Source organism: Streptomyces sp. NPDC046925 (genome assembly GCF_040644915.1).
GTDB lineage: Bacteria > Actinomycetota > Actinomycetes > Streptomycetales > Streptomycetaceae > Streptomyces.
The window spans coordinates 747,135-771,924 of sequence record NZ_JBEYWZ010000003.1 but is presented as its reverse complement, the minus strand read 5'-3'; the positions used below and the strand labels follow the sequence as shown (position 1 = coordinate 771,924).

At 71.2% G+C, this 24,790-nt stretch carries 24 protein-coding genes; 10 read left to right on the top strand and 14 right to left on the bottom strand.

Going from position 1 to position 24,790, the window contains the following annotated elements; all coding sequences use genetic code 11:
• The first annotated feature begins 8 nt into the window (after positions 1-8).
• Positions 9-857 (top strand): SMP-30/gluconolactonase/LRE family protein, encoded by an 849-nt coding sequence (locus ABZ906_RS16735; protein ID WP_361382635.1) that lies wholly within the window; start codon positions 9-11, stop codon positions 855-857.
• A gap of 150 nt (positions 858-1,007) precedes the next feature.
• On the top strand, positions 1,008-1,712 hold the full coding sequence (locus ABZ906_RS16730) for a hypothetical protein (RefSeq protein ID WP_361382632.1): 705 nt from the start codon (positions 1,008-1,010) through the stop codon (positions 1,710-1,712).
• Positions 1,713-1,736: 24 nt separating this feature from the next.
• Here ABZ906_RS16730 and ABZ906_RS16725 read toward each other — a convergent pair whose 3' ends face one another.
• Positions 1,737-2,240, bottom strand: coding sequence for a MarR family transcriptional regulator (locus ABZ906_RS16725; RefSeq protein WP_361382629.1), 504 nt, complete (start codon positions 2,238-2,240; stop codon positions 1,737-1,739).
• A gap of 127 nt (positions 2,241-2,367) precedes the next feature.
• Between ABZ906_RS16725 and ABZ906_RS16720 the strand changes: the two genes are divergently transcribed.
• Both ABZ906_RS16720 and ABZ906_RS16715 read left to right on the top strand, forming a co-directional pair.
• Positions 2,368-3,414, top strand: a complete 1,047-nt coding sequence (locus ABZ906_RS16720; protein WP_361189430.1) for an NADP-dependent oxidoreductase — start codon at positions 2,368-2,370, stop codon at positions 3,412-3,414.
• A gap of 117 nt (positions 3,415-3,531) precedes the next feature.
• Positions 3,532-3,960, top strand: a complete 429-nt coding sequence (locus ABZ906_RS16715) for an organic hydroperoxide resistance protein (RefSeq protein WP_361189433.1) — start codon at positions 3,532-3,534, stop codon at positions 3,958-3,960.
• Positions 3,961-4,047: 87 nt separating this feature from the next.
• Here the strand turns inward: ABZ906_RS16715 and ABZ906_RS16710 are convergent, their stop codons facing one another.
• Positions 4,048-5,220 carry a serine hydrolase domain-containing protein gene (locus ABZ906_RS16710; protein WP_361382626.1) on the bottom strand — a complete coding sequence of 391 codons (1,173 nt, stop codon included), beginning with the start codon at positions 5,218-5,220 and terminating at the stop codon, positions 4,048-4,050.
• Between the two features lie 177 nt (positions 5,221-5,397).
• The gene (locus ABZ906_RS16705; RefSeq protein ID WP_361382623.1) at positions 5,398-8,013 is read right to left on the bottom strand and encodes a M14 family zinc carboxypeptidase; all 2,616 of its coding nucleotides are present in this window, start codon (positions 8,011-8,013) and stop codon (positions 5,398-5,400) included.
• 124 nt (positions 8,014-8,137) lie between these two features.
• Between ABZ906_RS16705 and ABZ906_RS16700 the strand changes: the two genes are divergently transcribed.
• Positions 8,138-8,956: an EI24 domain-containing protein gene (locus ABZ906_RS16700; protein ID WP_361382620.1), complete on the top strand. Its 819-nt coding sequence runs from the start codon at positions 8,138-8,140 to the stop codon at positions 8,954-8,956.
• On the opposite strand, the gene ABZ906_RS16695 is transcribed toward ABZ906_RS16700, so the two are convergent.
• Positions 8,937-10,217 carry a pyroglutamyl peptidase gene (locus ABZ906_RS16695; RefSeq protein WP_361382617.1) on the bottom strand — a complete coding sequence of 427 codons (1,281 nt, stop codon included), beginning with the start codon at positions 10,215-10,217 and terminating at the stop codon, positions 8,937-8,939. The two genes, ABZ906_RS16700 and ABZ906_RS16695, sit on opposite strands and share 20 nt — an antisense overlap.
• Positions 10,218-10,277: 60 nt before the next feature.
• On the bottom strand, positions 10,278-11,180 hold the full coding sequence (locus ABZ906_RS16690; RefSeq protein WP_361382614.1) for an aminoglycoside phosphotransferase family protein: 903 nt from the start codon (positions 11,178-11,180) through the stop codon (positions 10,278-10,280).
• Between the two features lie 155 nt (positions 11,181-11,335).
• On the opposite strand from ABZ906_RS16690, the gene ABZ906_RS16685 reads away from it, so the two are divergent.
• Together ABZ906_RS16685 and ABZ906_RS16680 are read left to right on the top strand one after the other, a co-directional pair.
• Positions 11,336-11,530: a hypothetical protein gene (locus ABZ906_RS16685; RefSeq protein ID WP_361382611.1), complete on the top strand. Its 195-nt coding sequence runs from the start codon at positions 11,336-11,338 to the stop codon at positions 11,528-11,530.
• A gap of 50 nt (positions 11,531-11,580) precedes the next feature.
• Positions 11,581-11,964 carry a RidA family protein gene (locus tag ABZ906_RS16680; RefSeq protein ID WP_361382608.1) on the top strand — a complete coding sequence of 128 codons (384 nt, stop codon included), beginning with the start codon at positions 11,581-11,583 and terminating at the stop codon, positions 11,962-11,964.
• Here ABZ906_RS16680 and ABZ906_RS16675 read toward each other — a convergent pair whose 3' ends face one another.
• On the bottom strand, positions 11,965-12,570 hold the full coding sequence (locus tag ABZ906_RS16675; protein ID WP_361189451.1) for a TetR/AcrR family transcriptional regulator: 606 nt from the start codon (positions 12,568-12,570) through the stop codon (positions 11,965-11,967).
• 158 nt (positions 12,571-12,728) lie between these two features.
• Here ABZ906_RS16675 and ABZ906_RS16670 point away from each other — a divergent pair, with 158 nt between their 5' ends.
• Positions 12,729-15,233 (top strand): glycoside hydrolase family 3 C-terminal domain-containing protein, encoded by a 2,505-nt coding sequence (locus tag ABZ906_RS16670; RefSeq protein ID WP_361382605.1) that lies wholly within the window; start codon positions 12,729-12,731, stop codon positions 15,231-15,233.
• A gap of 78 nt (positions 15,234-15,311) precedes the next feature.
• On the opposite strand, the gene ABZ906_RS16665 is transcribed toward ABZ906_RS16670, so the two are convergent.
• Together ABZ906_RS16665 and ABZ906_RS16660 are read right to left on the bottom strand one after the other, a co-directional pair.
• Positions 15,312-16,301 (bottom strand): aldose epimerase family protein, encoded by a 990-nt coding sequence (locus tag ABZ906_RS16665; RefSeq protein WP_361382602.1) that lies wholly within the window; start codon positions 16,299-16,301, stop codon positions 15,312-15,314.
• 44 nt (positions 16,302-16,345) lie between these two features.
• Complete coding sequence (locus tag ABZ906_RS16660) at positions 16,346-17,254, bottom strand: SGNH/GDSL hydrolase family protein (RefSeq protein WP_361382599.1); 909 nt, start codon at positions 17,252-17,254, stop codon at positions 16,346-16,348.
• Positions 17,255-17,553: 299 nt separating this feature from the next.
• On the opposite strand from ABZ906_RS16660, the gene ABZ906_RS16655 reads away from it, so the two are divergent.
• Complete coding sequence (locus ABZ906_RS16655; protein ID WP_361189458.1) at positions 17,554-18,048, top strand: DUF3145 domain-containing protein; 495 nt, start codon at positions 17,554-17,556, stop codon at positions 18,046-18,048.
• 86 nt (positions 18,049-18,134) lie between these two features.
• Here the strand turns inward: ABZ906_RS16655 and fabF are convergent, their stop codons facing one another.
• The 5 genes from fabF to fasR all read right to left on the bottom strand — a co-directional run bounded on the left by fabF (position 18,135) and on the right by fasR (position 23,044).
• Positions 18,135-19,397 carry a beta-ketoacyl-ACP synthase II gene (fabF, locus tag ABZ906_RS16650; protein WP_361189461.1) on the bottom strand — a complete coding sequence of 421 codons (1,263 nt, stop codon included), beginning with the start codon at positions 19,395-19,397 and terminating at the stop codon, positions 18,135-18,137.
• 74 nt (positions 19,398-19,471) lie between these two features.
• The gene (locus ABZ906_RS16645; RefSeq protein WP_160504853.1) at positions 19,472-19,720 is read right to left on the bottom strand and encodes an acyl carrier protein; all 249 of its coding nucleotides are present in this window, start codon (positions 19,718-19,720) and stop codon (positions 19,472-19,474) included.
• Positions 19,721-19,818: 98 nt separating this feature from the next.
• On the bottom strand, positions 19,819-20,850 hold the full coding sequence (locus ABZ906_RS16640) for a ketoacyl-ACP synthase III (protein ID WP_361189464.1): 1,032 nt from the start codon (positions 20,848-20,850) through the stop codon (positions 19,819-19,821).
• Positions 20,851-20,867: 17 nt separating this feature from the next.
• Positions 20,868-21,815, bottom strand: a complete 948-nt coding sequence (locus ABZ906_RS16635) for an ACP S-malonyltransferase (protein ID WP_361382596.1) — start codon at positions 21,813-21,815, stop codon at positions 20,868-20,870.
• An 89-nt stretch (positions 21,816-21,904) separates the two neighbouring features.
• Positions 21,905-23,044, bottom strand: coding sequence for a fatty acid biosynthesis transcriptional regulator FasR (fasR, locus tag ABZ906_RS16630; RefSeq protein ID WP_361189739.1), 1,140 nt, complete (start codon positions 23,042-23,044; stop codon positions 21,905-21,907).
• Positions 23,045-23,247: 203 nt separating this feature from the next.
• On the opposite strand from fasR, the gene ABZ906_RS16625 reads away from it, so the two are divergent.
• A complete protein-coding gene (locus ABZ906_RS16625) occupies positions 23,248-23,916 on the top strand; it encodes a pirin family protein (RefSeq protein WP_361189468.1) in 669 nt (222 codons plus the stop codon).
• Between the two features lie 54 nt (positions 23,917-23,970).
• Here the strand turns inward: ABZ906_RS16625 and ABZ906_RS16620 are convergent, their stop codons facing one another.
• Positions 23,971-24,786 carry a serine hydrolase domain-containing protein gene (locus ABZ906_RS16620; protein WP_361382593.1) on the bottom strand — a complete coding sequence of 272 codons (816 nt, stop codon included), beginning with the start codon at positions 24,784-24,786 and terminating at the stop codon, positions 23,971-23,973.
• Positions 24,787-24,790: the final 4 nt, after the last annotated feature.

Sequence of the window (24,790 nt, the reverse complement as noted above, 5' to 3'; positions counted from 1 at the left end):
CTGCGGCAATGGACATAGCGGTACGCGCGCAGGCAGCACTCGGCGAGGGCCCCACCTGGGATCATGCCGCCCGGCGGCTCATCTGGGTCGACATCCTCAGCTCCCGCGTGCACACGTACGACCCGTCGAACGGACGCCGCTCGGTCATGGCCACCGAGCAGCACGTCGGCGCCGCGAAACCGCGCGCGGGCGGCGGCCTGGTGGTCAATCTCCGGGACGGCGTGGCTCTCTACGACTCCATGGCCGACGGCGGCGCGTTCCGCTGGCTGCACCACGAGCCCGTTCCGGGCCGCCGGGGCAACGACGCGGCCGTCGCCCCCGACGGCTCGCTCTGGGCGGGCACCATGCGCTACGACGAGGCGACGGGCGGCGGCAACCTGATCCGGCTGACCGGCGACGGCACCGTGACCGAGGTCTTCGACGACGTGTCCGTCAGCAACGGCACGGGGTGGAGCCCGGACGGCCGCTCCATGTACTACATAGACACCCTCACCCGGCGCATCGACGTACTGGAGATGGGTGAGGACCAACTCCCCGTCTCCCGGCGCACCTTGGCGGCCATAGAGCCCGTGGCCGGATACCCCGACGGGCTCGCCGTCGACGCCGACGGCTGCGTCTGGGTCGCCCTGTGGGACGGGGCGGCCGTGCGCCGCTACACCCCCTCCGGCGCCCTGGACCGGGTGATCGAACTTCCGGTGGCCCGCCCGACCGCGTGCGCGTTCGGCGGCGCGGGACTGCGCGACCTCTACATCACCTCCGCCTGTACGGGACTTGAGGCACCGCACCCCTTGTCCGGATCCGTGCTCGTGGTGCCGGACGCGGGGCAGGGCGTGGAGCAGACGGCGTTCGCGGGTTAGCGCCCTTGCCGGTCGGCGTTCGTGACCGGCGCGGAACAGGCGGATTGCCCCATAGCGGAAGCAGGAGCCGCTGGAACATTCGATTCCGCACACAACCTTCACGGCAGCGGCTTCCTCTGTCACCCGCGCCTCACTTAGCCTCCATGCCTCATGGACTACTGCCACCCGTGCCACAGGCACCTCAACGGCGCCCTGGCCTGCCCGGGGTGCGGAACCCCGGCCGAAGCCTGCCGTGAGTACGCGGAGGCGGTCGCCGCACAGAACGAACCGGACGGTTCCGAGCACGCGTACGACGACGAGGCACCGCGCGGCAGGGGTCGCCGCCGGGAGCGCGGTCGCCGGGCGCACCGCCGCAAACGCCGCAAGGTCCTGCTGATCACCGCCGGTCTCGCGCTCGCGGCCGGCGGTCTGAGCCTGGCCGAACTCGGCATCGAGGGCTCTTCGGACGAACCCACGGCGTCCTCGTCGCCGGACGGCTCGGCGAGCAAGTCCGCGTCGCGGAAGCCGGACGACCCCCGCAGCGGTGCGGCGGTGGGCGCCGAGGCCGCCGCGGACCAGTCGGCCGACCCCTCGGCATCGGCTTCGGCGTCCGAGTCCGCGAAGGACAAGGAGGCCGAGGAGACGCGGAAGGCCAAGAACGCCGAGAAGGCGGACGAGACGGGCGAGGCCGGCGAGTCCCCCGATTCGACCGCTCCGGCCACGACGTCCGCCCCCGGCACCCCGGACTCGCCACAGGCCCCGGGCACCCCCGGAACCACGCGCCCCACGCCCCCGCCGACCACACAGCGCCCGGACCCGACGCCCGACCCGGAGCCGTCGGAGACCTGTGACCGCTTTCTGTGGTGGTGCACGTAGCGGTCGGCTGTGGACGCGCTGGGGTCAGCGCTCGTTCTCGGTGATTTCGCCGACCCCGACGGTCCCACCTGTCCCATTGGTCTCGCCGCCCTCGCCGATCATCCTGCGCAGCAGCGCGCGCAGCGACAGGCGCTCCTCGCGGGAGAGCTCGGCCAGCGGCTCCCTGGCGAAGTCCAGCGACTCGCGCAGGCTGCGGGCGACCGCGAGCCCCTCGTCCGTCGGCGCGGCCAGCTTCACGCGGCGGTCGGCCGGATCGGGCCGCCGCTCGACGAGTCCGCGCGCTTCGAGACGGTCGATGATCCCCGTGATGTTCGACGGCTCGCACTTCAGCTTCTGGGCTATGCGACGCATGGGCAGCGGTTCGAGGGAGAGCAGTCCGAGAACGCGCGCCTGCGCCCCGGTGAGGGCGTGCTTGCCCGCCGCGGCGTCGTACTCCTCGTAGTAACGCGCGACGACCGTGCCGATGAGCTCGACGACTTCGAGCGTCAGGGGATCGGTGCGCGGGGTGCGGGAGCTGGTGGTGGCCATGCGCTCCAGGCTACCCCGATACTTGACATCATGAAATATGTAGGCGCATGGTTGTTTCACAACCTGAAGCATTTCCGCAACGTCAGTCTGCCGGCGACGGCAGTCTGAGCAGGAGGAGGACGCCCGCATGTCCGTCACCCCCGAGGCCCCCGGGTCCGCGCAGCTCCCCGACGTCAGCCGTGAGTGGCACCTCGTGCGCCGCCCGCACGGCTGGCCGGTCCCGGAGGACTTCGCGCTGCGCGAGGCCCCTGTCTCCGCCCCGGCCGACGGCCAGATCCTGGTCCGCAACCTGCACTTCTCCGTGGACCCGTACATGCGCGGCCGGATGAACGACGTGAAGTCGTACACCCCGCCGTTCAAGCTGGACGAGCCCATGCAGGGCGGTGCGGTCGGCGAGGTCGTCGCCTCGAACGCCGAGGGCTACGAGGTGGGCGACCACGTCCTGCACTTCGCCGGCTGGCGCGAGTACGCGACCGTCCCGGCCAAGCACGCCGTCAAGGTGGACGCGCAGGCCGCGCCGCTCTCGGCGTACCTCGGTGTGCTCGGCATGCCCGGTCTGACCGCCTACGCGGGGCTCTTCGAGGTCGCCTCCTTCAAGGAGGGCGACGCGGTGTTCGTCTCCGGCGCCGCGGGAGCCGTCGGCTCCCAGGTCGGCCAGATGGCCAAGCTCAAGGGCGCCTCGCGCGTCATCGGCTCGGCGGGCTCCGACGAGAAGGTGAAGCACCTCGTCGAGGAGCTCGGCTTCGACGCCGCTTTCAACTACAAGGACCCGCGCCCGGTCGTCGAGCAGCTGAAGGAGGCGGCCCCCGACGGCATCGACGTCTACTTCGACAACGTCGGCGGCGAGCACCTCGAAGCGGCCATCAGCCGCATGAACGTGCACGGCCGCGCCACCATCTGCGGCATGATCGCGGGCTACAACGACACCGAGCCGACGCCGGGCCCGCGCAACATGGCCATGATCATCGGCAAGCGCCTGCGCCTCCAGGGCATCCTCGTCGGGGACCACGAGAACCTCCAGTCGCAGTTCGTGAACGAGGTCGGCGCCTGGATCCGCTCCGGTGAGCTCAAGTACAACGAGACGTTCGTCGAGGGCGTCGAGAACGGCGTGGAGGCGTTCCTCGGCATGCTGCGCGGCGAGAACACCGGAAAGATGGTCGTTTCCCTGGTCTGAGACGCGGGCACGCGAGACGCACCCCCGGAAGTTACTTTCCGGCATCCGATAAAGTGATTCCACATTGTCGCGACTGTGGGCGCGCATCGCGGAACATCTCAGGAGGAACCGGCACTTATGTCCATCCAGCAGATCGACGTCAAGTACACCGCCGTCGCCACCGCCGAGAACGGCCGTGACGGCCGCGTCGCCACCGACGACGGCAAGCTCGACGTCGTCGTGAACCCGCCGAAGGAGATGGGCGGCAGCGGCGCGGGCACCAACCCCGAGCAGCTCTTCGCGGCCGGCTACAGCGCCTGCTTCCAGGGCGCGCTCGGCGTGGTCGCCCGCAAGGAGAACGTCGACATCACGGGCTCGACCGTGACCGCCAAGGTCGGCATCGGCTCGACCGAGGCCGGCGGCTTCGGCCTCGAGGTCGCGATCAGCGCCTCCATCCCGAACGTGGACACGGCCACCGCGCAGTCCCTGGTCGAGAAGGCGCACCAGGTGTGCCCGTACTCGAACGCCACGCGCGGCAACATCAAGGTGGAGCTCGCGGTCGCCTGACGCTCTTCTTCGGCGCAGCTGGCACCGCTGGCACCGTACGCAGGGCCGCACCCCGGAATGCCGGGGCGCGGCCCTGCGTCGTACGGATCAGCGGGTGACGGCCGTCGTGCGGATGGCCGCAGTGTGGATGGCCCGCACCAGGGGCTCGTCCTCCGGGACCGAACCGCCGGGGAAGGGGAACCTGCGCCGCGTGTACCCGTAGGCGAGCCCGCTGCGCGGGTCGGCGAACGCCTGCGAGCCGCCCACGCCCTTGTGCCCGATGGACCCTGCGCCGAGGAACGGATACCAGGCCTCGGCGACGTTCTGGAACCCCACGCCGAACGATTTGTGGGCCCTGGCCACCAGGTCGAACCCATTGGAGTGGATCTGCCCGAACTCGGCCACGGTGTCCGGTTTCAGAAGAGGCTCCCGGCCGTCGAGCCCGGTGACCGCCGCCGCGTACATCCCGGCGAGGCCGCGCGCCGAGCCGACACCGCCCGCCGAGGCGGGCCCCTTGGCGCGCACCAGACGGGAGTTGGGGAACGCCTCCAGGTCGGTGGGGTGTGCGCCGTTGCGGTTGAAGGCGATGGCGTTCAGGGTGCCGGGCTGCGGGGGCTGCGCGTCCAGTGCGGCCTGTTCCGCCGGGGTGGGGAGCATCGGCAGGACCGAGCGGAACCGGGGTTCGAGCTCTTCGGGGAGCCCGAGATAGAAGTCGAGCCCGAGCGGGGCGCGGACCCGCTCCTCGTACAACTCGCCCAGGGTCCGCCCGGTGGCCCGCAGGACGACCTCGCCGGCCAGGGCGCCGATGGCGAGGGCGTGGTAGCCGAAGGCGGTACCGGGGCGCCAGTACGGGCGCTGGCCTGCCAGGCGGGCGGCGACGGCACGGTCGTCGGCGACCTCTTCCGGCGTGAATCCGGAGTCGGCGCCGACGATGCCCGCGCGGTGCGAGAGGAGTTCCCTGAGGGTGATCTCTCCCTTGCCTTCGGCGGCGAACTCCGGCCAGTAGTGGGCCACTTCTCTGTCGAGCTCCAGGACGCCGTCCTGGACGAGCAGCGCCACGACGAGGTAGGCGGCGCCCTTCGTGGAGGAGTAGACGCCGAACAGCGTCCCCGGCCCGGTGTCCGGGCCGACCCACAGGTCGACGACGCGCTGCCCTTTCACATAGGCGGAGAGCTGCGCGGCGTGATCGGGCTTCTCCGCGGCCAGCAGCGCGGTGAACGCGTCCCGCACGGCTTCGTATCCGGCTGAGGTGGTGCCTTGCACTTTGATCTCGCGGGTCATGCTTTTCGATTCCCCTAACCACCCCTTCCCAGAAACCCGCCGGCGCAGGGGCCTTGGTTGCAGACCGGCCGGGCTGTTTCAGCCCGGCCGGCGTTTGAGGCCATCTTGTACGGGGTCTGGGGCGGAGCCCCAGTTTCGGGAAGGGGCGGGACTGGGGAAAGCCCCGCAGGGATCGCCCTAGCCCCGCCCCACGCTCAGCAGCGCCCGCCCCACCTGCGGGAACACCCCCTTGGGGTGGTCCCGGAACAGCGGCTCGGTGCCGAAGAGAACCACGCGGGACCCCGCAGCGGCCCCACTCACCACAGACGCCTGACCCGCGGCGTCAGAGGGTCCACCGGCGCCACCCTCCACCGCACGCCAGTGCCCGGAGACCAGCGGATTCCCACCCCCATAGGACTGCTCGACCCGCACCCCGCTCCCCAGCCCGGTGAACCACATCGGCGCGTACACGAACGAATGCTCAGGCGCCCCGCCGGTCACCACCCCACCGGAGTTGACGACCCGCACCACACCATTGGCATCCCCGTTCCCGGAGACCGCCTCAACGGAAAGCAGCTTTGCGTCGGAGTTCAGCGAGGCCCCCTCGGACCCACGCCCGACAAGCCCGCCGCCACGGGAGAGAAACCCGTCGAGCCCGGCCTTGGCCCCCGCGTTCAGCTCCCCGTACGCAAGCCCCGCCGACACGAACAGCGCGTCCGCCCCCGACTTCTTCCAGTCGAACCCGGCGTTGAGGACATCCGTCGACACCGGCACCACGTCGAAGTTCATCTCGCGCAGCGCGAACAGCTCACCCGGAGTGACGGCCGCCGCGACCCGCGTCGAGCGGACGACAGCGCCGCCCTTCGCCTTCGTCGCGTCGAAAGCCACGTCGTACTTCTTCGCCGCCGCGACCGCCGCACCCCGCGCGGACGACGGCAGGATCACGCTTCCGTCGTCAGCCCTGCGCACCGAAGTACCGCGCGCGAGCAGCCAGTTGAGAGCCGCGACTTCCCGCGCGTCGTCGAGCCGCAGGCGAAGATCCCCGCGCGAGGCGACATGGCCGACCCGCGACGCGGAGTCCACGGCACGCGACCGCACGCCGGACAGCGAGCCGCCCTTCACGGAGTCCACCGTCGCACCCCACAACCGCCCGAGGCTCCACCCCGAGATGTCGTACATAATGGACACCTTGTCGCTGATGTCGCGCCCGTCGGCGAGCATCACATTGGCGAGCCCGCGCTTGGGCTGCCGCATGTCGACGACGTACGAACCCTCGGCGTACGAGGTCCCGCCGAGCCTGAAGTCCCGTGTCGCACGGCGGACTTCCACGTCGTTGTCGAGCAGATGCTGCACGAGGCGCGAGGCGGCCGCCGCCGAACGCTGGCCGCGCTCGCCCTTCTCCTTGCCCGCCGGAATGACCCGCGGAATCACGTATGCGCGGGGGAAGTCGGTCGTGTAGACGTCCTCCGGGCCGATGCCGGGCACCCCAGGCACGGTCTCCGGGGATACCGGCACCTGCTTCGCGCCCGCCGCGCCCCGCCGGAACGTCTCGATCTGGTCGGCGATCACCGAAGTGCGGTGCTCCTGGGTGTACTTGAGGGTCGCCGTCATCGCCGCGCCCGCGATGTCCACGTTGATCGCGGACCGCCTTCGCAGCTCCGGCACCGGAAGCTCGTCGTACTCGTCGTTGTTGACGGTCATCGGGAACTCGATGGTGTGCGCGGCGACCGCGCCGTGGAACGGCATGTACTGCGGGGTGAAGATCGGCGGCCAGTCGTCCCAGCCCTCTTCCTGGTCGCGGAAGGGGATGATCGCGGGCTCCACGCCGTCCTTCTCGGGGGTGTATCCGAGGCCGTTGACCGCGGCCTCCATGCCCAGGGCGTTGGCGTAGGTGTTCTTGAGGAAGAGGTCGTATTCGTAGTTCTCGCCGTGCGGGGGAGTCGTCGGCTCGATCAGGGTGCCGTTGACGTACCCGTGCAGGTCGATCATGACCGCGGGCTGCTTGTCGATCGCGATCTGCCGCATCGCGCGGACCTCGGGCTGCGAGGCGGTGATGAAGTCGCGGTTGAGGTCGAAACCGTTGGCGTTGGCGCGGGTGCCCGCGATGCGGCCGTCGGGGTTGGCCGTGACGTTGAAGTACAGCCGGTTGTGCGCGAGCAGGTCCTTCGTCTTGCCGTCCGTGGCCTTCGCGAGCTTCTCGATGAGCTTGAGGGCGGCGTCCGTGCCCTCCCACTCGTTGCCGTGGATGTTGTTGTTGACGAAGACCGGCGTCTTGTACGAGGACTTGATCGACGGGTCCTTGGCGGCGCTGGCGGGCGCGTGCTCGATGAGGTCGCGCATCCGCTCCTGGCGCGCGGTCTCCTTGGCGGACTCGGGGGAGGTGACGGTCACCAGGTAGAGCTGGTGCCCGCCCGCCGACCGGCCCGCGATCTCCACGCTGACGCGGTCGCCGATGCCCTGGATGTCATTCAGCTTCGGGGCTATGGAGTGATAGGGCGCGAGGCCCAGTTTTATCGACTTGTCGTCAGGGTTCGCGGGCGGCGGGGTGAGCTTCTGCTCGCGGGGATAGCCGCGGTTCTTGCCGCTCGCCAGGCCGGAGCCGTCCGATGCTCCAAGGGCACGGTCGGCGGCGCTCTCCGGACTCCTGGCGGCCCGTTCCGTGCTGCTGAGCGGCGAGCCCTCGCGCAGGATGTCGCGGCCGCCGGGCCGGGGGTCGGCGGTCGCGCTGCCGGGGGCGAGCGTGGTGAAGAGGAGCGCTCCCGCCGAGGCGAGCGTGGTGAGCAGAACGGGTCTGGATGGCCGGGACATCCCCATACGTACCTCCGGTTGAGATTCGGTACGCGTGGTCTACCGTTTCAACCCCCGTGCAACAAGAGGGCCTTCGGCCCCGTGCATCCCGTCGATCACAGGCCCGCGACCGGCGGATAGGCTGTGCCGCATGCGTGATCTGGGACGAGGCTTCGGCTATTTGATGAAGGGCCAGCGCTGGGTCGCCCAGCACGGCAAGCAGTACGGAGTCGGCCTGCTGCCCGGCTTGATCACCCTGCTCCTGTACGCGGCGGCGCTCGTGGCGCTCGCCCTGTGGGGCACGGACTTCGTCGGCTGGGCGACGCCCTTCGCGGACGACTGGTCATCGCCGTGGGTCGGCCTGTTCCGCGGCTTCCTCACCGCGCTGCTCTTCGCGCTCGCCCTCCTCCTCTCGGTGATCACCTTCACGGCCGTGACACTCCTGATCGGCCAGCCCTTCTACGAGTCCCTGTCGGAGAAGGTCGACATCTCTGTCGCCGGGTACGCCCCCGAGTCGGGCCTGCCGCTCTGGCGGGAGCTGTGGATCTCCGCGCGCGACAGCCTGCGCATCGTCGTACGGGCCGTGATCTGGGGCATCCTCCTCTTCGCCCTCGGCTTCATCCCGGTCGTCGGCCAGACCGTGGTGCCGGTGCTCGGCTTCATGGTGACCGGCTTCTTCCTGGTCGAGGAGCTGACCGCGGTGGCGCTCCAGCGCCGGGGCGTCGAACTCCGCGAGCGGCTCACGCGGCTGCGCGGCCGCAAGATGCTGGCCTGGGGCTTCGGAACGCCGCTCGCCGTGGCCTTCCTCGTCCCGTTCGTCGCGGTGTTCCTGATGCCGGGCGCGGTCGCGGGCGCGACGCTGATGGCACGGGAACTCGCGGGCGAGGACACGGGGGACGACGACCCGCAGGGACCGGACGGTTCGCCCGGTCCCGGCGGCCGGATGCCCGCTACCGGCGAGCGTCCATAGCGGTCGTCAGGATCTGCCGCACCTGCGCGATGATGTCGAGGCGGTTGCGCACGAACTCGGGATCGGTGATCTTGCCCGTGGCCGGGTCCGTGTTGCCCGCCCCGAACTGGAGGATCGGCGTGTGCACATGGCCGCCGGGCAGGCGGTCGTGCAGGCCGAGGCGGTCGCGGAGCAGCGTCGCGCGGTAGGCGATCTCGTTCGACAGGTAGTTGCCGCCGCCGCCCTCACGGGCCGTCGAACCGGCGGTGGGTCCGTCGGGCCGCACCACGGGAGCGCTCTGGCCCGCCGGGATCTCGGTCACCGAGGTGTTGTCGTACACGGGGAAGCGGCCCGTCTGCGCGCCCACGATCTCCTTGTACGGGAGGGTCGTGGACGTCCACTGGGGCTGCGACGCCGGATCGGCCACCGGGACCGTCTCCGTGCGCGACAGGTTCTCGTTGTCGGGGAAGCCGCCCCGCCAGGCCCCGTTGGTCCGCTCGATGTCGAAGCGGCCCGCGCGGCCCTGGCTGATGGTGGTGAAGAGGTCGACGCGGGGCAGGTGCGCGCGCAGGGTGCGCTCGACCGTGCCCTCGGCGAAGTCGTCCCAGCGCACGGGGAAGACGGCGGTCTCCACGCGCGCGGGACCGTCGGCGGTCTCGATGACGGTGCCGTCGAGCGCGAGGGCGGTCGCCCCCGACGGGTTGCTGATGCGGACGTCCCGGTCGAGCGTGAAGGGGTCGAAGCCGGTGACGAGGATGCGCTTGAGGCGGTGGCCCGCGGCATCCTTCTTCGGGTAGCTGATGGAGTCGTGCCCGCGGGACGCGTCCTCGAGGGCCCGTATGAGAAGCCCCTGCCGGGCTTCGCTCATCTTGAAGCGGGCGGGCTCCCACTGCCGCAGCTCACGCGTCATCCCGAGCCGCGCCCAGTACAGCGGCCGGTCGTCGTCGCGGCTCAGCTCACCGGCGGGGCCCCGGCCCTGCGCCCGGTCGACGGCACGCCGCCACAGCGCCTCTCCCTGCCGTACGACGACGCGCTTGGCCTCGGCGTACGAGTGGGCGCGCTCCAGGGCCCGCGCGAACTTCGGTGCCACGGTGTCGAATCCGCTGCTGCGCAGGATCTCCTGCGGCGCCGCCCGGTCGAGGCGCTGCTCCTCGGCGGTGGCGGCCGGCGCGGTGGCGGCCGGCGCGGTGGCCGCCGACGCGGACGGCACGGCGGCGAGGGAGAGCAGGAGGGTGACACCGATCGCGGCGAGCCGCGGGGAGACGAGGGGCGAGAGTGACACGGGAGTCCTTCCGTGGCCGGCGGGGGTGATCGCAGTATTCCGCCAGGAAGGCGCTGTCCGCTAGCGGTTCACCCCGGCATGATCCGCGAGCACTTCCTCGATCACATGGCGCGCGATCCTCGCGATGGTGGCGTTCCTGGTCCGGTAGTAGGGCAGCTCGATGAGCGCGATCGACAGGGCCCAGCCCCGCCCGCGCGCCCAGGTCGCGTCGTCGACGCCCAGAGCGGTACGGAAGGTCTCCCGGGTGTCGGCCGCCATCAGGCTCCACGCGGTCATCAGGTCGACGGCGGGTTCGCCGTACCCCATGCACCCGAAGTCGATGACGGCGCCGAGCCGTCCGTCGGCGGCCAGCAGATTCCCCGGCTGGAGATCGGCGTGGACCCAGACGGGCGGCCCCTCCCACCGGGGCGTGCGCAGGGCCGCGTCCCAGGCGGCGGTGGCGGCGTCGGTGTCGATGACGCCGTGGAGCCGCGAGATCGCGTCACGCGTGTCGGCGTCGCGGGGCGCGAGGTGTCCGCTGCGGTACGCGGCAGGCGCGCCCGCGGGATCGACGCGTTGCAGGGCCATGACGAACTCGGCCAGGTCGGCGGCGAACAGCGCGGACTGTCCCGCACCGCCGACGACGGGGTTCGCGCCCTCCAGCCACCGGTACACGTACCAGGGCCACGGGAAGCCCTCGCCGGGCTCGCCCTGCCCCAGCGGCGCGGGGATGGCGACGGGCAGCGAGGGCGCGAGCCGCGGCAGGTGCAGCACTTCCCGCCGTACGTCCGCGACGCCTCCCTCGATGCGCGGGAGCCGGACGGCCATGTCGTCGCCGAGGCGGTAGATGGCGTTGACGGTGCCGTTCGAGTCGACGGGCTCGACGTCGAGGTCCGCCCAGTCGGGAAACTGCGCGGCGAGCAACCGGCGTATGAGGTGCGCGTCGATGTCGGCTTCGTGGGCGTGCATCTTGGCAGAAGGCATACGGGACTTTCCGTGTGACGGGACAGCGGCACAGTAAGGACCGACGCTGATCGAAGCGGTACGGGGACGGCGGGTCAACCCGATTCCCGATGGAGCGTCAGCGCCCGTGCCGTTCGGCGTCCCGCAGCGCCGCGAGGAAGCCCCTGGGAGGCGCGGTGGGCCGTGCCTTCGCCACTGGCGTGCACATCGGCAGCGACCTCGCCGTCAAGGACGTGGCGCTCGCGACGGAGGCCACCCGCCTCCCGGCCATGGAGGCGGTCCTCGCCCACTACGAGGCGGCCGCCGCGGACCCGCAGATCGTCCACGAGGACATCGCACGGGCGGTCACCCACATCCGCAACGCCCGGTAGCCCCACCCGCAACGCCCCACACCCGCACCCCGGAAGGAGCACCCCGCACCATGCGCGTCACCATCGACAACCCCGCCTCCGCGCCCCGCCCCCTCGGCCCCTACTCCCAGGTCGCCCGCGTCGAACTCGACGACGGGGGCGCCCTGTTGTACCTCTCGGGACAGATCGCCGAAGGCGACGACACCGCCGCGCAGAGCCGCGGAATCTTCGAGACCCTGGCCGCCCTGCTCGAGGCACACGGCGCGACACTCGACGACATCATCAACATCCGTACGTTCATGACGGACCTCGGCGACCTGCCCGCCTACGCCGCCGTACGCGCGCGGTTCCTCACCGCGACACCGCCCACCAGCACGACGGTCGAGGTGCCCCGGCTCTTCCGCCCCGAGGCGCTCATCGAGATCGACGTCGTGGCGGCCGTCCGGGACGCCTGATCACTCGCTCCCGCCGTTCAGGAGGGCGAGGAAGTCCCTGAACGCCCCCGCCATGTCCACCGATCCGGGGTCCAGGAGCCACTGGTACTGGAGCCCGTCCATTACGGCGACGAGCAGCGGCGCCGCGGCCTCCGGAGTCAGGCCGCCGGGCAGCCGCTCCCCGTACTCCGCGCGCAGCACCGCCGCGAACTTCTCCCGCACCGATCCGTACCGCTCGGTGAAGTACTCCCGTGCCGGATGTCCGTCCGTCACGCTCTCGCCGAGCAGCGCGGAGAAGGTCTGGATGATGCCGGGGCGCATCGCGTTGTACTCGACGAGCGAGCCGAGCAGATCGAGGCGGATCTCGTTCGACGGGACCGCGTCCCACTGGTCGCGGGCCTCCAGGACGGCGACCAGGAGCGCGTCCTTCGTGGGGAAGTAGTGCAGCAGGCCCTGCTGGGTGAGCCCGACCCGCTCGGCGACGGCGCCCAGGCTCGCGCCGCGGTAACCGCGCTCGGCGATCACCTCCAGGGCGGCCCGCAGGATCTCCGCGCGCCGCTCCTCGCTCCTGGCCCTGGTCGTGGCCTTGGCCGTTGCCTTCGCCGTGGTCCTGGTCTTGGGAGCCATCGCGTCCGCCCCTTCACGTTCTCGGTCCTGCCCGCGGGACGACCGTACGCCATACCGATCAAAATATAACGTCCAGATTACGAAATCTACCGGTCTACAGGTAGGCGAGGCAGGATGGAGAGGACGTACGGAACGGACTTCAACGAGGAGGTACCGCCATGGCGGGAACCCGGGGACCCGGAGCCACGCAGGCCGACCAGGCGCGGGAGGCGGCCGTGGAGGCCGCGCTCGGCAAGCTCGACCTGGGCGGCAAGGCCCGGCTGCTCGGCGGGCGCGACATGTGGTCGCTGCACCCGCTGCCCGCCATCGGCCTGGCGTCCCTCGTGATGTCGGACGGCCCGATCGGCGTGCGCGGCACCCGCTGGACCGCCGACGACCCCTCCGTCGCGCTGCCGTCCCCGACCGCGCTCGCCGCCACCTGGGACCAGGACCTCGCCCGCCGCGCGGGCGCCCTGCTCGCCCAGGAGGCCCGCCGCAAGGGCGTCCACGTCCTCCTCGCGCCCACCGTCAATCTGCACCGCTCGCCCCGCGGCGGCCGGCACTTCGAGGCGTACAGCGAGGACCCGTACCTGACCGGCGTCATCGGCACCGGCTATGTCCGGGGCGTGCAGTCGGGCGGCGTCGGCACGACCGTCAAGCACTTCGTCGCGAACGACGCCGAGACCGACCGCTTCACCGTCGACAACAAGGTGGACGAGCGCGCCCTGCGCGAGCTGTACCTCGCGCCCTTCGAAGCGATCGTCGCCAACGCCCACCCCTGGGGCATCATGACCGCGTACAACCAGGTCAACGGCGTGACGATGACCGAGCACCGCTACCTGGTCAATGAGGTCCTGCGCGGCGAATGGGGCTTCGACGGCTACAACGTCTCCGACTGGATGGCCGCCCGTTCGACCACCGGCGCCATCGAGGGCGGCCTCGACGTCGCGATGCCGGGACCGCGGACCGTCTACGGCGAGGCGCTGGCGGAGGCGGTGCGCGGCGGACGGGTCGAGGAGTCCACGGTCGACGAGGCCGTACGCAGGGTCCTGCGGCTCGCCGCCCGCGTCGGCATCCTCGAAGGCGCCGAGCCCGTGGTCACCGACGCGCTCGCCGAGATCGACGGCGAGGCACTGGCCCGCGAGATCGCCCGCCGCGCCTTCGTCCTCGTACGCAACGAGGTACGCGACGAAGCACACGACGAGAACAACGAGAACGCAGTGCTGCCGCTGAAGCCGACCGCCTCCGTCGCCCTCATCGGCGCCGCCGCGCGCGACGCCCGCGTCCTGGGCGGCGGCTCCGCCACCGTCTTCCCCGCGCACGTGGTCTCCCCGCTCGACGGCCTCACGGCGGCCCTCGGCGACGACCGGCTGACGTACGCGCTCGGCGCCGACCCGAGCGACGAACTCGCCCCCGCCGACAAGGGGTTCGAGCTGCGCGCCGTCTGCCGTGACGCGGACGGCACCATCCTGGGCGAGGGCAATCTCCCCACCGGCCAGGTCCAGTGGATCGGCGACGACCTGCCCGAAGGCGTCACCCACGAGACGATGGCCTCCATCGAGGTCGTCGGCACGTTCACGCCGCGCGTCAGCGGCGAGCACTCCTTCGGCACCCGCGGCCTCGGCGCCTTCACGCTGAGCGTCGGCGGCGAGGTCGTCTTCGACGGGTCCCAGGTGATGGGTTCCGAGTCCGATCCCTTCGAGGCGTTCTTCGGCTCACCGGTCGAGCGCGCCAAGGTGCGCCTGACACAGGGCGAGACCGTCGAGGTCTCCCTGCTCCACCCGCTCGACAAGGAGTACGCGGCCCCGCTGCCCGGCGTCGTGTTCTCCTTCGTGCACCTGGAGCCGCGGCGCGACCCCGACGAGCTGATCGCCGAGGCCGTCGAGGCGGCGCGCGGCGCCGAAACGGCGGTCGTGGTCGTCGCCACCACCGAGCGCGTCGAGTCCGAGGGCTTCGACCGCAAGGACCTGCGGCTGCCCGGCCGCCAGGACGACCTCGTACGCGCGGTGGCCGCGGCCAACCCCCGTACGGTCGTGGTCGTCAACTCCGGCTCCCCGGTGGAACTTCCGTGGCGCGAGGACGTCGCGGCGGTGCTCCTGAGCTGGTTCCCCGGCCAGGAGGGCGGCGCCGCGCTCGCCGACGTGCTGCTCGGCGCCGAGGAGCCCGGCGGGCGGCTGCCCACGACATGGGGCGCCCTCGCGGACGCGCCGGTCACCGATGTCACCCCGGCCGACGGCGAACTCGCCTACACGGAGGGCGTGTTCATCGGCTACCGCGCCTGGGAGAAGGCGGGCGCCACCCCCGCGTACCCCTTCGGCCACGGCCTCGGCTACACCGACTGGACGTACGAATCCCTCGACATCGACGGCACTACGGGCACTACGGGTACGACGGCCACGGTCCGCGTCCGCAACTCCGGCAGGCGCGCGGGCCGCGAGGTCGTCCAGGTCTACCTCGCCCCGTCCGCGGACGACGGCCGCCGCCCGGCCCGCTGGCTCGCCGGCTTCGCGGGCGTCGAGGCGGGGCCCGGCGAGAGCGCGGAGGTCCGGATCGAACTCCCGCGCCGCGCCTTCGAGATCTGGGACGAGGACAGCAACTCCTGGGCGTACCAGGGCGGTTCGTACGAGATCCAGGCGGGCCGCTCGCTCACCGACCGCAGGCTGAGCGAGACGATCGCCGTCTGACGCGGGTCGATCGGCCTATCGGACCCATAGGACCCATAGGACCCATAGGACCCATAGGACCCATCGGACCCATCGGACCTATCGGACCGAGAAGCCGTAGACCGTCTCCGACCCGTACACCTCACCCGGCCGCAGCACCGTGCCCGGAAACTGCGGCTGGTTGGGGGAGTCGGGGAAGTGCTGCGTCTCCAGGGCGACCCCGTCGCCCGGCGCGAAGGGCAGCGGCTCCTCGAAGTGGTCCGCCGTATAGAGCTGAAGGCCCGGCTCCGTCGTCGCGACGGTCAGCACGCGACCGGACGCCGGGTCGCCCAGCTCCGCCACCTCGACCGGCCGCGCGGTGACGCCCTTGTCCAGGACGTAGTTGTGGTCGATGCCGTCGCCGACCTTCCGGGCCGCCCGGAAGTCGAAACGCGTCCCGTCGACGTCCTCGAACACCCCGGTCGGGATCTGCGTCGCGTCCGTCGGCGTGATGCGCGCCGCGTCGATCCGCAGCTCGTGACCCCCGGCGCCGCTCCCGCTCCGGGCTCCGGCGAGGTTCCAGTACGAGTGGTTGGTGAGGTTCACGACGGTCGGGGCGTCCGTCGTCGCCTCATAGCCGATCCGCAGCGCTCCCGACTCGTCCAGGGTGTACGTCGTCGACACCGCGAGCCGTCCGGGATACCCCTCCTCGCCGTCCGGGCTCACCCGCGTGAGGCGCACCCCGTGCTCGACCTCCGCGGCCTCCCACACCCGCTTGTCGAAGCCCGCGGTGCCGCCGTGCAGCGCGTTGGGGTCGTTGTTCCGCGCCAGGCGGTACGTCCGCCCGTCGAGCGTGAACTCGCCGCCCGCGATCCGGTTCGCGTACCGGCCCACCAGCGCCCCGAAGTACGGCCCGGGGTGGTCGAGATAGCCCTGGAGGTCGTCGAAGCCCAGGACCACCGTCTCGCGCCGTCCCGACCGGTCGGGAACTTCCGCCGACTGGATGATGCCGCCGTACGTCAGGACGCGTACCCGCACCCCGCCCCTTTCCAGGGTCCAGCGATGGACGGAGGTGCCGTCGGGGAGCGTCCCGAAGAGTTCACTGCGCATGATCGTGACCCTACGCCGGGCCGCGCCGCCCGCGGCCCTCGGTATCAACCCTCGGGATCCTTGGCCTTCACCTGCCGGTAGGCCAGTTCGGCCAGGCGCGACTGGCCGTTCTTGCTGGGGTGGAACCAGTCCCAGTGGCTCAACTGGTCGCCGTCGAAGCGGTACTCGAAGACCGCACCGCCGTCGTACCGGCAGCGCAGATCCTTCGCGCACACCTCCTTGAGCACCTTGTTGTACGCGATCACCCGGCTCTGCACGGTCTCCCGCCGCTCCGTCGCCGCCGCGTCCCGCGCGTCCGGGTCCGCCAGCATCGAGGAGCAGATGCCCAGCTTCCAGATCTGCTTGCCGAGGGGGTTGGTGCGCCCCTGGGACCAGAGCCGCATCAGATCCGGCACCGAGCTGACGTACACCTGGGTCTTGGGCAGCTCGCGCCGCAGCGTGCGCATCGCCTTCTCGAAGTCGGCGCGGAACTCGGCGACCGGGGTCATGGAGGCCGCAGAGGGGCGGCAGGCGTCGTTCGCGCCCGCCATCACCGTCAGCAGTTCGGGGCGGTTGGCCACGGCCTGCTCGACCTGGCCGGGCAGATCCGCCATGCGCGCGCCCGTCTTGGCGTGGTTCCAGCTGTGGTCGGCGGCCCGCTCCCTGCCGAGCAGGCGCGTCGCGAGGCTGCGCACCTCGGAGTCCGTGCCGGTCGCCCAGGACGCCTCGGGGCAGTCGGCGAGCACCGAGCAGGCGTCGAAGCCGCGGGTGATGGAGTCGCCGACGGCCGCCAGGGAGTCCGGGCTCGCGTCCCAGGTCGGAGTGGGTTTGGGCGAGGGCTTCGTCGCCGATGGGCCCTTGGGTGCGGGGGAGTCGCCGCCGGAGGCGTCACACGCGGTGAGCGCGCCTGCGCCGAGAAGAACCGCCGTGGCCATGGCGACGGCGGCACGCGGGCGGTGGCTTCGATTCCGCATCCTCGGGTCCCCTCTGTTGCCGTAGGCCATCTGCTCGCCGTAGGCCGACCGCGCCGTTTCGGCGCACCTGCGAGTGAATGGTGAGATTCCTGGCCTTGGGACCGACGGTACGTCACACTCCTTGCCCCGCCGCACGGTAGCCTCGCCACCCAGTGGCACCCAGCCTTTTCGGTTCCGCTAAATTACATCACGTCACATCTGTCCCGTTTTCGGGAGTTTCCCGGATTCGGGGCCGCAACGCTCGGCACGGGCGCGAGGCCGCTGGGGAAGGCGAACCTCGACCCACACTGGAGGTCCCGGTGACGACACGTGGAGTCCTGTACGTGCACTCCGCACCGCGCGCGCTGTGTCCGCACGTCGAATGGGCCGTCGCGGGCGTCCTCGGCGCGCGCGTCAACCTCGACTGGATCAGACAGCCGGCGGCGCCCGGCAGCTGGAGATCGGAGTTCTCCTGGCGCGGCCCGGTGGGCACCGCCTCCAAACTCGCCTCCGCCCTGCGCGGCTGGCAGCTGCTGCGCTTCGAAGTCACCTCCGAGCCGTGCCCCACGGCCGAGGGCGAGCGGTACAGCGCCACGCCCGAGCTCGGGATCTTCCACGCCGTCACCGGCATCCACGGCGACATCCTGATCCCCGAGGACCGTCTGCGCGCCGCCCTGGCCCGCTCCAAGGGCGGCGAGAGCGATCTGGAGGCCGAGCTCGCCAAGCTGCTCGGCAAGCCCTGGGACGACGAGCTGGAGCCCTTCCGGTACGCGGGAGAGGGCGCCCCGGTGCGCTGGCTGCACCAGGTGGTGTGAGACAGGTGGTGTGAGACAGGTGGTCTGAGACGACGCGAAGGGGCCCCACCGTCCGGTGGGGCCCCTTCGCGTCGTGTGCGACCGGGTCAGACGGTCCGGAACGCGAGGACCACGTTGTGGCCGCCGAAGCCGAACGAGTCGTTCAGCGCCGCGATCCTGCCCTCGGGCAGCGGGCGCGCCTCGTCGCGGATGACGTCCGCGTCGACCTCGGGGTCGAGGTTCGCGATGTTGATCGTCGGCGGGGCGATGCGGTTCTTCAGCGCGAGGACCGTGGCCACGGTCTCCACGCCGCCCGCGCCGCCGAGCAGGTGGCCGGTCATCGACTTCGTGCTGGCGATCGCCATGTGGTCGACGTCGTCGCCGAAGGCCTTGCGCAGCGCCTTGATCTCGGCGACGTCACCCTGCGGCGTCGAGGTCGCGTGCGCGTTGACGTGCACGATCTCGGCGGGCTTGAGGTCCGTGCCGTCGATGAGGTTCTGCAGCGCCGCCGCGATGCCGTTGCCGGAGGGCTCGGGCTGCGTGATGTGGTGGGCGTCGGCCGAGATGCCCTGGCCGACGGCCTCCGCGTAGATCTTCGCGCCGCGGGCCTTGGCGTGCTCCTCGGACTCGAGGACGATCACGCCGGCGCCCTCGCCGAGCACGAAGCCGTTGCGGTCGACGTCGTAGGGGCGCGAGGCGCCCTCGGGGTCGTCGTTGTTCTTGGACATCGCCATCATGTTGCCGAACGCGACGATCGGCAGCGGGTGGATCGCCGCCTCCGTGCCGCCCGCGACGACGACGTCGGCGCGACCGGTGCGGATCATCTCGATCGCGTAGCCGATGGCCTCGGCGCCCGAGGCGCACGCCGATACGGGCGTGTGCACACCCGCGTGGGCGCCCAGCTCGATGCCGACGTTGGCCGACGGCGAGTTGGGCATCAGCATCGGCACGGTGTGCGGGGAGACGCGGCGTACGCCCTTCTCCTTGAGCACGTCGTACTGGTCGAGCAGGGTGGTCACGCCGCCGATGCCGGAGGCGATGACCGCGCCGAGGCGGTGCGGGTCGACGGCAGTGTCCTCGCCGGCCTTCGCGGTGTAGCCCGCGTCGGCCCAGGCCTCCTTGGCCGCGATCAGCGCGAACTGCGCCGAACGGTCCAGCTTGCGGGCCTGCGGGCGGGGAATGACCTCGCCCGGCTCGACCGCGATCTGGCCCGCGATGCGGACCGGCAGCTCGGCCGCCCAGTCCTGTTCGAGAAGACGGACGCCGGAACGGCCCGCGAGCAGACCCTCCCAGGTCGAGGCTGCGTCGCCACCCAGCGGTGTGGTTGCGCCGATACCGGTGACGACCACGGTGCGATTGGTCGGGTTCACAGGAAATTTCTCCACGGTGTTGAGGGGATCAGCGGCGCCACCGCCGGGTGGCGACAGCAGTACGGCCTTTTGGATCAGGCCTGGTGCTTGAGGATGTAGCTGGTCGCGTCGCCGACCGTCTTGAGGTTCTTGACGTCGTCGTCGGGGATCTTGACGTCGAAGCGCTCTTCGGCGGCGACGACGACCTCGACCATGGACAGCGAGTCGACGTCCAGGTCGTCGGTGAAGGACTTGTCCAGCTGGACGTCCTCGACCGGGATGCCGGCGATCTCGTTCACGATCTCGGCGAGACCGGCGACGATCTCTTCCTGAGTGGCGGCCATGTTGGCGCTCCTTCTATGTATCCAGAGGGTGTGGCGCCCGCCGCGGCAGCGGCAGGTTGGTTTACAGCCGTACGGACCGAATGATCCGGACGTGATGCCTAGGGGAGGGTAACGACCGTGGCGGCGTACACGAGACCCGCCCCGAAGCCGATGACGAGCGCGGTGTCGCCGCTCTTCGCCTCGCCGGTCGCCAGAAGCCGCTCCATCGCGAGCGGGATCGAGGCTGCCGACGTGTTGCCGGTGGTGCGCACGTCACGGGCGACCGTGACATGAGCCGGCAGTTTGAGAGTCTTCACCATCGAGTCGATGATCCGCTCGTTGGCCTGATGCGGAATGAAGACATCCAGATCGTCCGCGGTGATTCCGGCCGCGTCCAGCGCCTGCTGCGCGACCTTCGCCATCTCGAACACGGCCCAGCGGAAGACCGCCTGGCCCTCCTGCGTGATCGCAGGGAACTTGACGTTGCCCGCGCTGTCGAGCGGCAGCTTCGAGACATCGCCGACGTGCAGGTCGTTCCACGCCACGGTCTGCTTGATCGTCTCGGACTTGTCGCCCTCCGAGCCCCAGACGGTGGGGCCGATCTGCGGCTCCTCGGAAGGGCCGACGATCACGGCGCCCGCGCCGTCACCGAACAGGAAGGCCGTCGCGCGGTCCTCCAGGTCGGTCAGGTCGCTCAGCCGCTCCACGCCGATGACCAGGACGTACTCGGCGGAGCCGTCGGTGACCATGCCCCTGGCGAGGGTCAGGCCGTAGCCGAAGCCCGCGCAACCGGCGGAGATGTCGAACGCGGCGGGCTTGCCCGCGCCGACCTTGTCCGCGATCTCGGTGGCGATGGCCGGGGTCTGCTTGAAGTGCGAGACGGTCGAGACGACGACCGCGCCGATCTGCTCCGGAGCGATGCCCGCGTCGGCGATCGCCTTGCCGGAGGCCTCGACGGACATCGCTGCCACGGTCTCCTCGTCGGAGGCCCAGTGCCGGGTCTCGATGCCGGAGCGGGAGCGGATCCACTCGTCGGACGAGTCGATCGTCTCGAGGATCACCTCGTTGGGCACGACACGAGTCGGGCGGTAGCCGCCGACACCCATGATGCGCGCGTACGGGGCGCCCTTACTGGGCTTGATCTTCGACATGCTCTCCTGGCTCCTTCTCAGGCACCCGCCGCGTCGGCGGCGGATGCGGTGTCGGCGATGAGCTCACGAGCGGCGTCGAGGTCGTCGGGTGTCTTGAGCGCCACCGTCCGCACGCCGGGCAGGGCGCGCTTGGCGAGACCGGTGAGCGTGCCGCCGGGGCACAGCTCGATCATCGCCGTGGCGCCGAGGTCCTTGAACGTATCCATGCACAGGTCCCAGCGCACCGGGTTGGCCACCTGGCCCACCAGGCGGGACACGACCTCCGAACCGCTCGTGACGGCCAGGCCGTCACGGTTGGAGACGTACGTCAGCTTGGGGTCGGCCGGGGAGAGGGACTTGGCGGCCTCCTCCAGCGTGGCGACCGCGGGAGCCATGTGGTGCGTGTGGAACGCGCCCGCCACCTTCAACGGTACGACGCGGCGCACGCCCTCGGGCTTGTCCTCGGCGAGCGCGGCGATCTGCTCCGCGGTGCCCGCGGCGACGATCTGGCCCGCGCCGTTCACGTTCGCCGGCGTCAGGCCGAGCTTCTCCAGGTGCGGGACGGTGACCTCGGGGTCGCCGCCGAGCAGGGCGGCCATGCCGGTCTCCGTGATCGCGGCGGCGTCGGCCATGGCCAGACCGCGCGTACGGACGAGACCGAGCGCGGCGTCGTCGCCGATGACACCCGCGTACGCGGCGGCGGTGATCTCGCCGACGCTGTGTCCCGCGACCGCGCCGGGCTTGTTCGCGGCGAGGGCGTCACCGAGTGCCGCGGCGGACAGCAGACCGGCGGCCACCAGCAGGGGCTGGGCCACGGCGGTGTCGCGGATGGCGTCCGCGTCGGCCTGCGTGCCGTAGTGGGCAAGGTCGAGCCCGATGGCGTCCGACCAGGCGGCGATGCGGTCAGCGGCGCCGGGAAGGTCGAGCCAGGGAGTCAGGAAGCCGGGCGTCTGGGCGCCTTGGCCGGGAGCGACGAGTACGAGCACTCTCACACTCTCTCTTGTGGACGGTGGGAGCCGCCCGTGGGGACAGGGACGAAGAACCGCTGGGGGAATTGTAGGGGCCCGACAAAATCCTATGGTTGGAGATCTCCGTCGGCCAGACGCCCCAGGATCAGCGCGATCCGCAGAGTGAATGCCGAGCGCACATCGGAGGGTGACCAACCGGTGACGTCTGTCACACGTCGCAGCCGGTAGCGCACGGTGTTGGGGTGCACGAAGAGCATCCGCGCCGCCCCTTCGAGGCTGCTGGCCTGTTCCAGGTAGACGCTGAGGGTCTCCAGGAGTGCGGAGCCCGCTTCCTCCAGTGGTCTGTAGATCTCCTCCACCAACTGCTCGCGCGCGGCGGGATCGCTCGCGATCGCGCGCTCCGGCAGGAGATCGTCCGCCAGGACGGGACGCGGGGCGTCCTGCCAGGCGGCGCAGGCCTTGAGCCCGGCGGCCGCGGCCTGCGCCGAGCGGGTGGCGGCGAGCAGGTCGGGGACGATGGGGCCCGCCACGACGGGACCGGCCGCGTACGGGCCGATCAGGCCCTTGGCGACCTGCAGCGGGTTGTCGCTGCCGCCCGCGATGACGACCAGACGGTCGCCGAGCACACCGGTCAGGACCTGGAGCTTGGCGTGCCGTGCGGCGCGGCGGATGGCCTCGACGGTGAGCTCGCTGTCCCCGTCGGGCGCGGTGCCGAGGACGACGCAGACGTGCTCGGGCGAGTTCCAGCCGAGCGCCGCGGCCCTGCTCACCGCCCCTTCGTCGGCCTCGCCGGAGAGCACGGCGTTCACGACGAGCGATTCGAGGCGGGCGTCCCAGGCACCGCGTGCCTCGGCGGCCTGCGCGTAGACCTGCGCGGTGGCGAAGGCGATCTCGCGGGCGTACACGAGGAGTGCCTCACGCAGGACGGACTCGTCGCCGGGGGCCGCGACCTCGTCGATCGCGGACTCCATCACCTCGATCGTCGTACGCACCATCTCGACGGTCTGGCGCAGGGTGATCGCCCTGGTCAGCTCGCGCGGGGCGGTGCCGAAGACGTCGGTCGAGATGGCCTGGGGGGCGTCCGGGTGACGGAACCACTCGGTGAAGGCGGCGATGCCGGCCTGCGCCACCAGGCCGATCCAGGAGCGGTTCTCCGGGGGCATGGCCCGGTACCAGGACAGTGTCTCGTCCATGCGCGCGATGGCCTGCGCCGCGAGGCTGCCGGATGACTGCTCGAGGCGCTTCAGCGTGGCTGAGTGCGCGTGAGCCTTCCGGTGCGCGTCCTGGCGGGCGGCTTCCTCGTGGCGCGCGGCTTCCTCGTGGGCTGCCTGCTGAGCGTGGGCTGCCTGATGAGCGTCCTGGCGGGCTTCGTTCGCAGAGGGTTCGGGCACGGGGACAAGACTGCCTTATCGGGACGGGGGTGTGCGGTGCCGGGTCTAACGTGGGGTGTGTGATTGATGTACGGCGCTCAGGCGACCGGTACCGCGGCGGGGAGCCCGGCGCCGGTATCGAGACCTTCCACGCCTTCTCCTTCGGGCCGCACTACGACCCGGACAACGTCCGCTTCGGCGCGGTCCTGGCCTGCAACGAAGAGCGTCTGGCGCCCGGCGCGGGCTTCGACGAACACCCGCACAGCCACACCGAGATCGTGACCTGGGTGGCGGAGGGCGAACTGACCCACCGCGACTCGGCCGGGCACGATTCGGTCGTGCGACCGGGGGACGTCCAGCATCTGAGCGCGGCGGGCGGCGTCCGCCATGTGGAACGCAATGACGGGGAGGGCCCCCTGGTCTTCGTCCAGATGTGGCTGTCCCCTCTCTCGCCGGGCGGCGATCCGTCCTACGAGGTGGTCCACGGCATCGCGGACTCCACCCCGTACGCGGTACCGGCGGCGGGCGCGCTCCTCCACGTCCGCAGACTCGGCGCGGGCGAACGCACCGCGATCCCGGACGCCCCCTTCGCGTACGTCCACGTCGTACGGGGGGAAGTCGACCTGGGCGGCGAGAAGTTGCTGACCGGCGACGCGGCACGCATCACGGACGCCGACGGCTTGGAGGCGGTGTCGCCGACGGGCAGCGAGGGCGCGGAGCTGCTGGTGTGGGAGATGGCGGCAGGCTGAGGCGCCGCGCGGCGCGGGTGCGGAGCCTCCGCCGGGCCGGCGTGAAGGAACGGACTACAGCTCGGCAAGTACCGCGTCGGTGAAAGCGGGCCACGCCTCGACGGCCCACGGCCCGAACGCCCGGTCCGCCAGAGCGACACACGCCGCCCCCGCATCGGGATCGACCCAGAGGAACGTCCCCGCCTGCCCGAAGTGCCCGAACGTCCTGGGCGAGGACGAACTCCCCGTCCAGTGCGGCGACTTGGAGTCCCGGATCTCGAACCCGAGCCCCCAGTCGTTGGGGCTCTGATGCCCGTAACCGGGAAGCACACCCTTCAGCCCCGGATGCACCACGGACATCGCGTCGGCCACCGTCCGCGGATCGAGCAGCCGCGGCGCCTGCACCTCGGCGGCGAACTTCACCAGGTCGTCGACGGTGGACACCCCGTCCTTGGCGGGCGACGCATCCCCGTCGAGCGAGGTCGCCCCCATCCCCAGCGGTTCGAGCACGGCCTGCCGCAGATACTCCCCGAAGGGAATGTCCGTCGCCTTGGCGATGTGATCCCCGAGCACCTCGAACCCCGCGTTGGAGTACAGCCGCCGCGTCCCGGCCGGAGCCATCACCCGGTGCTCGTCGAACGCGAGCCCGCTGGTGTGCGCAAGCAGATGCCGCACCGTCGACCCCTCGGGCCCGGCGGGCTCATCGAGCTCGACGGCACCCTCTTCGTACGCCACGAGCACCGCGTACGCCGCCAGCGGTTTGGTGACCGAAGCGAGCGCGAAACGGTGCCCGGTGGGTCCGTGCGCCCCGACGACCGTGCCGTCCGCGCGGACGACGGCGGCGGCAGCGGTGGGGACCGGCCAGTTCTCGATCAACGCCAGGCTCTGCATGGGT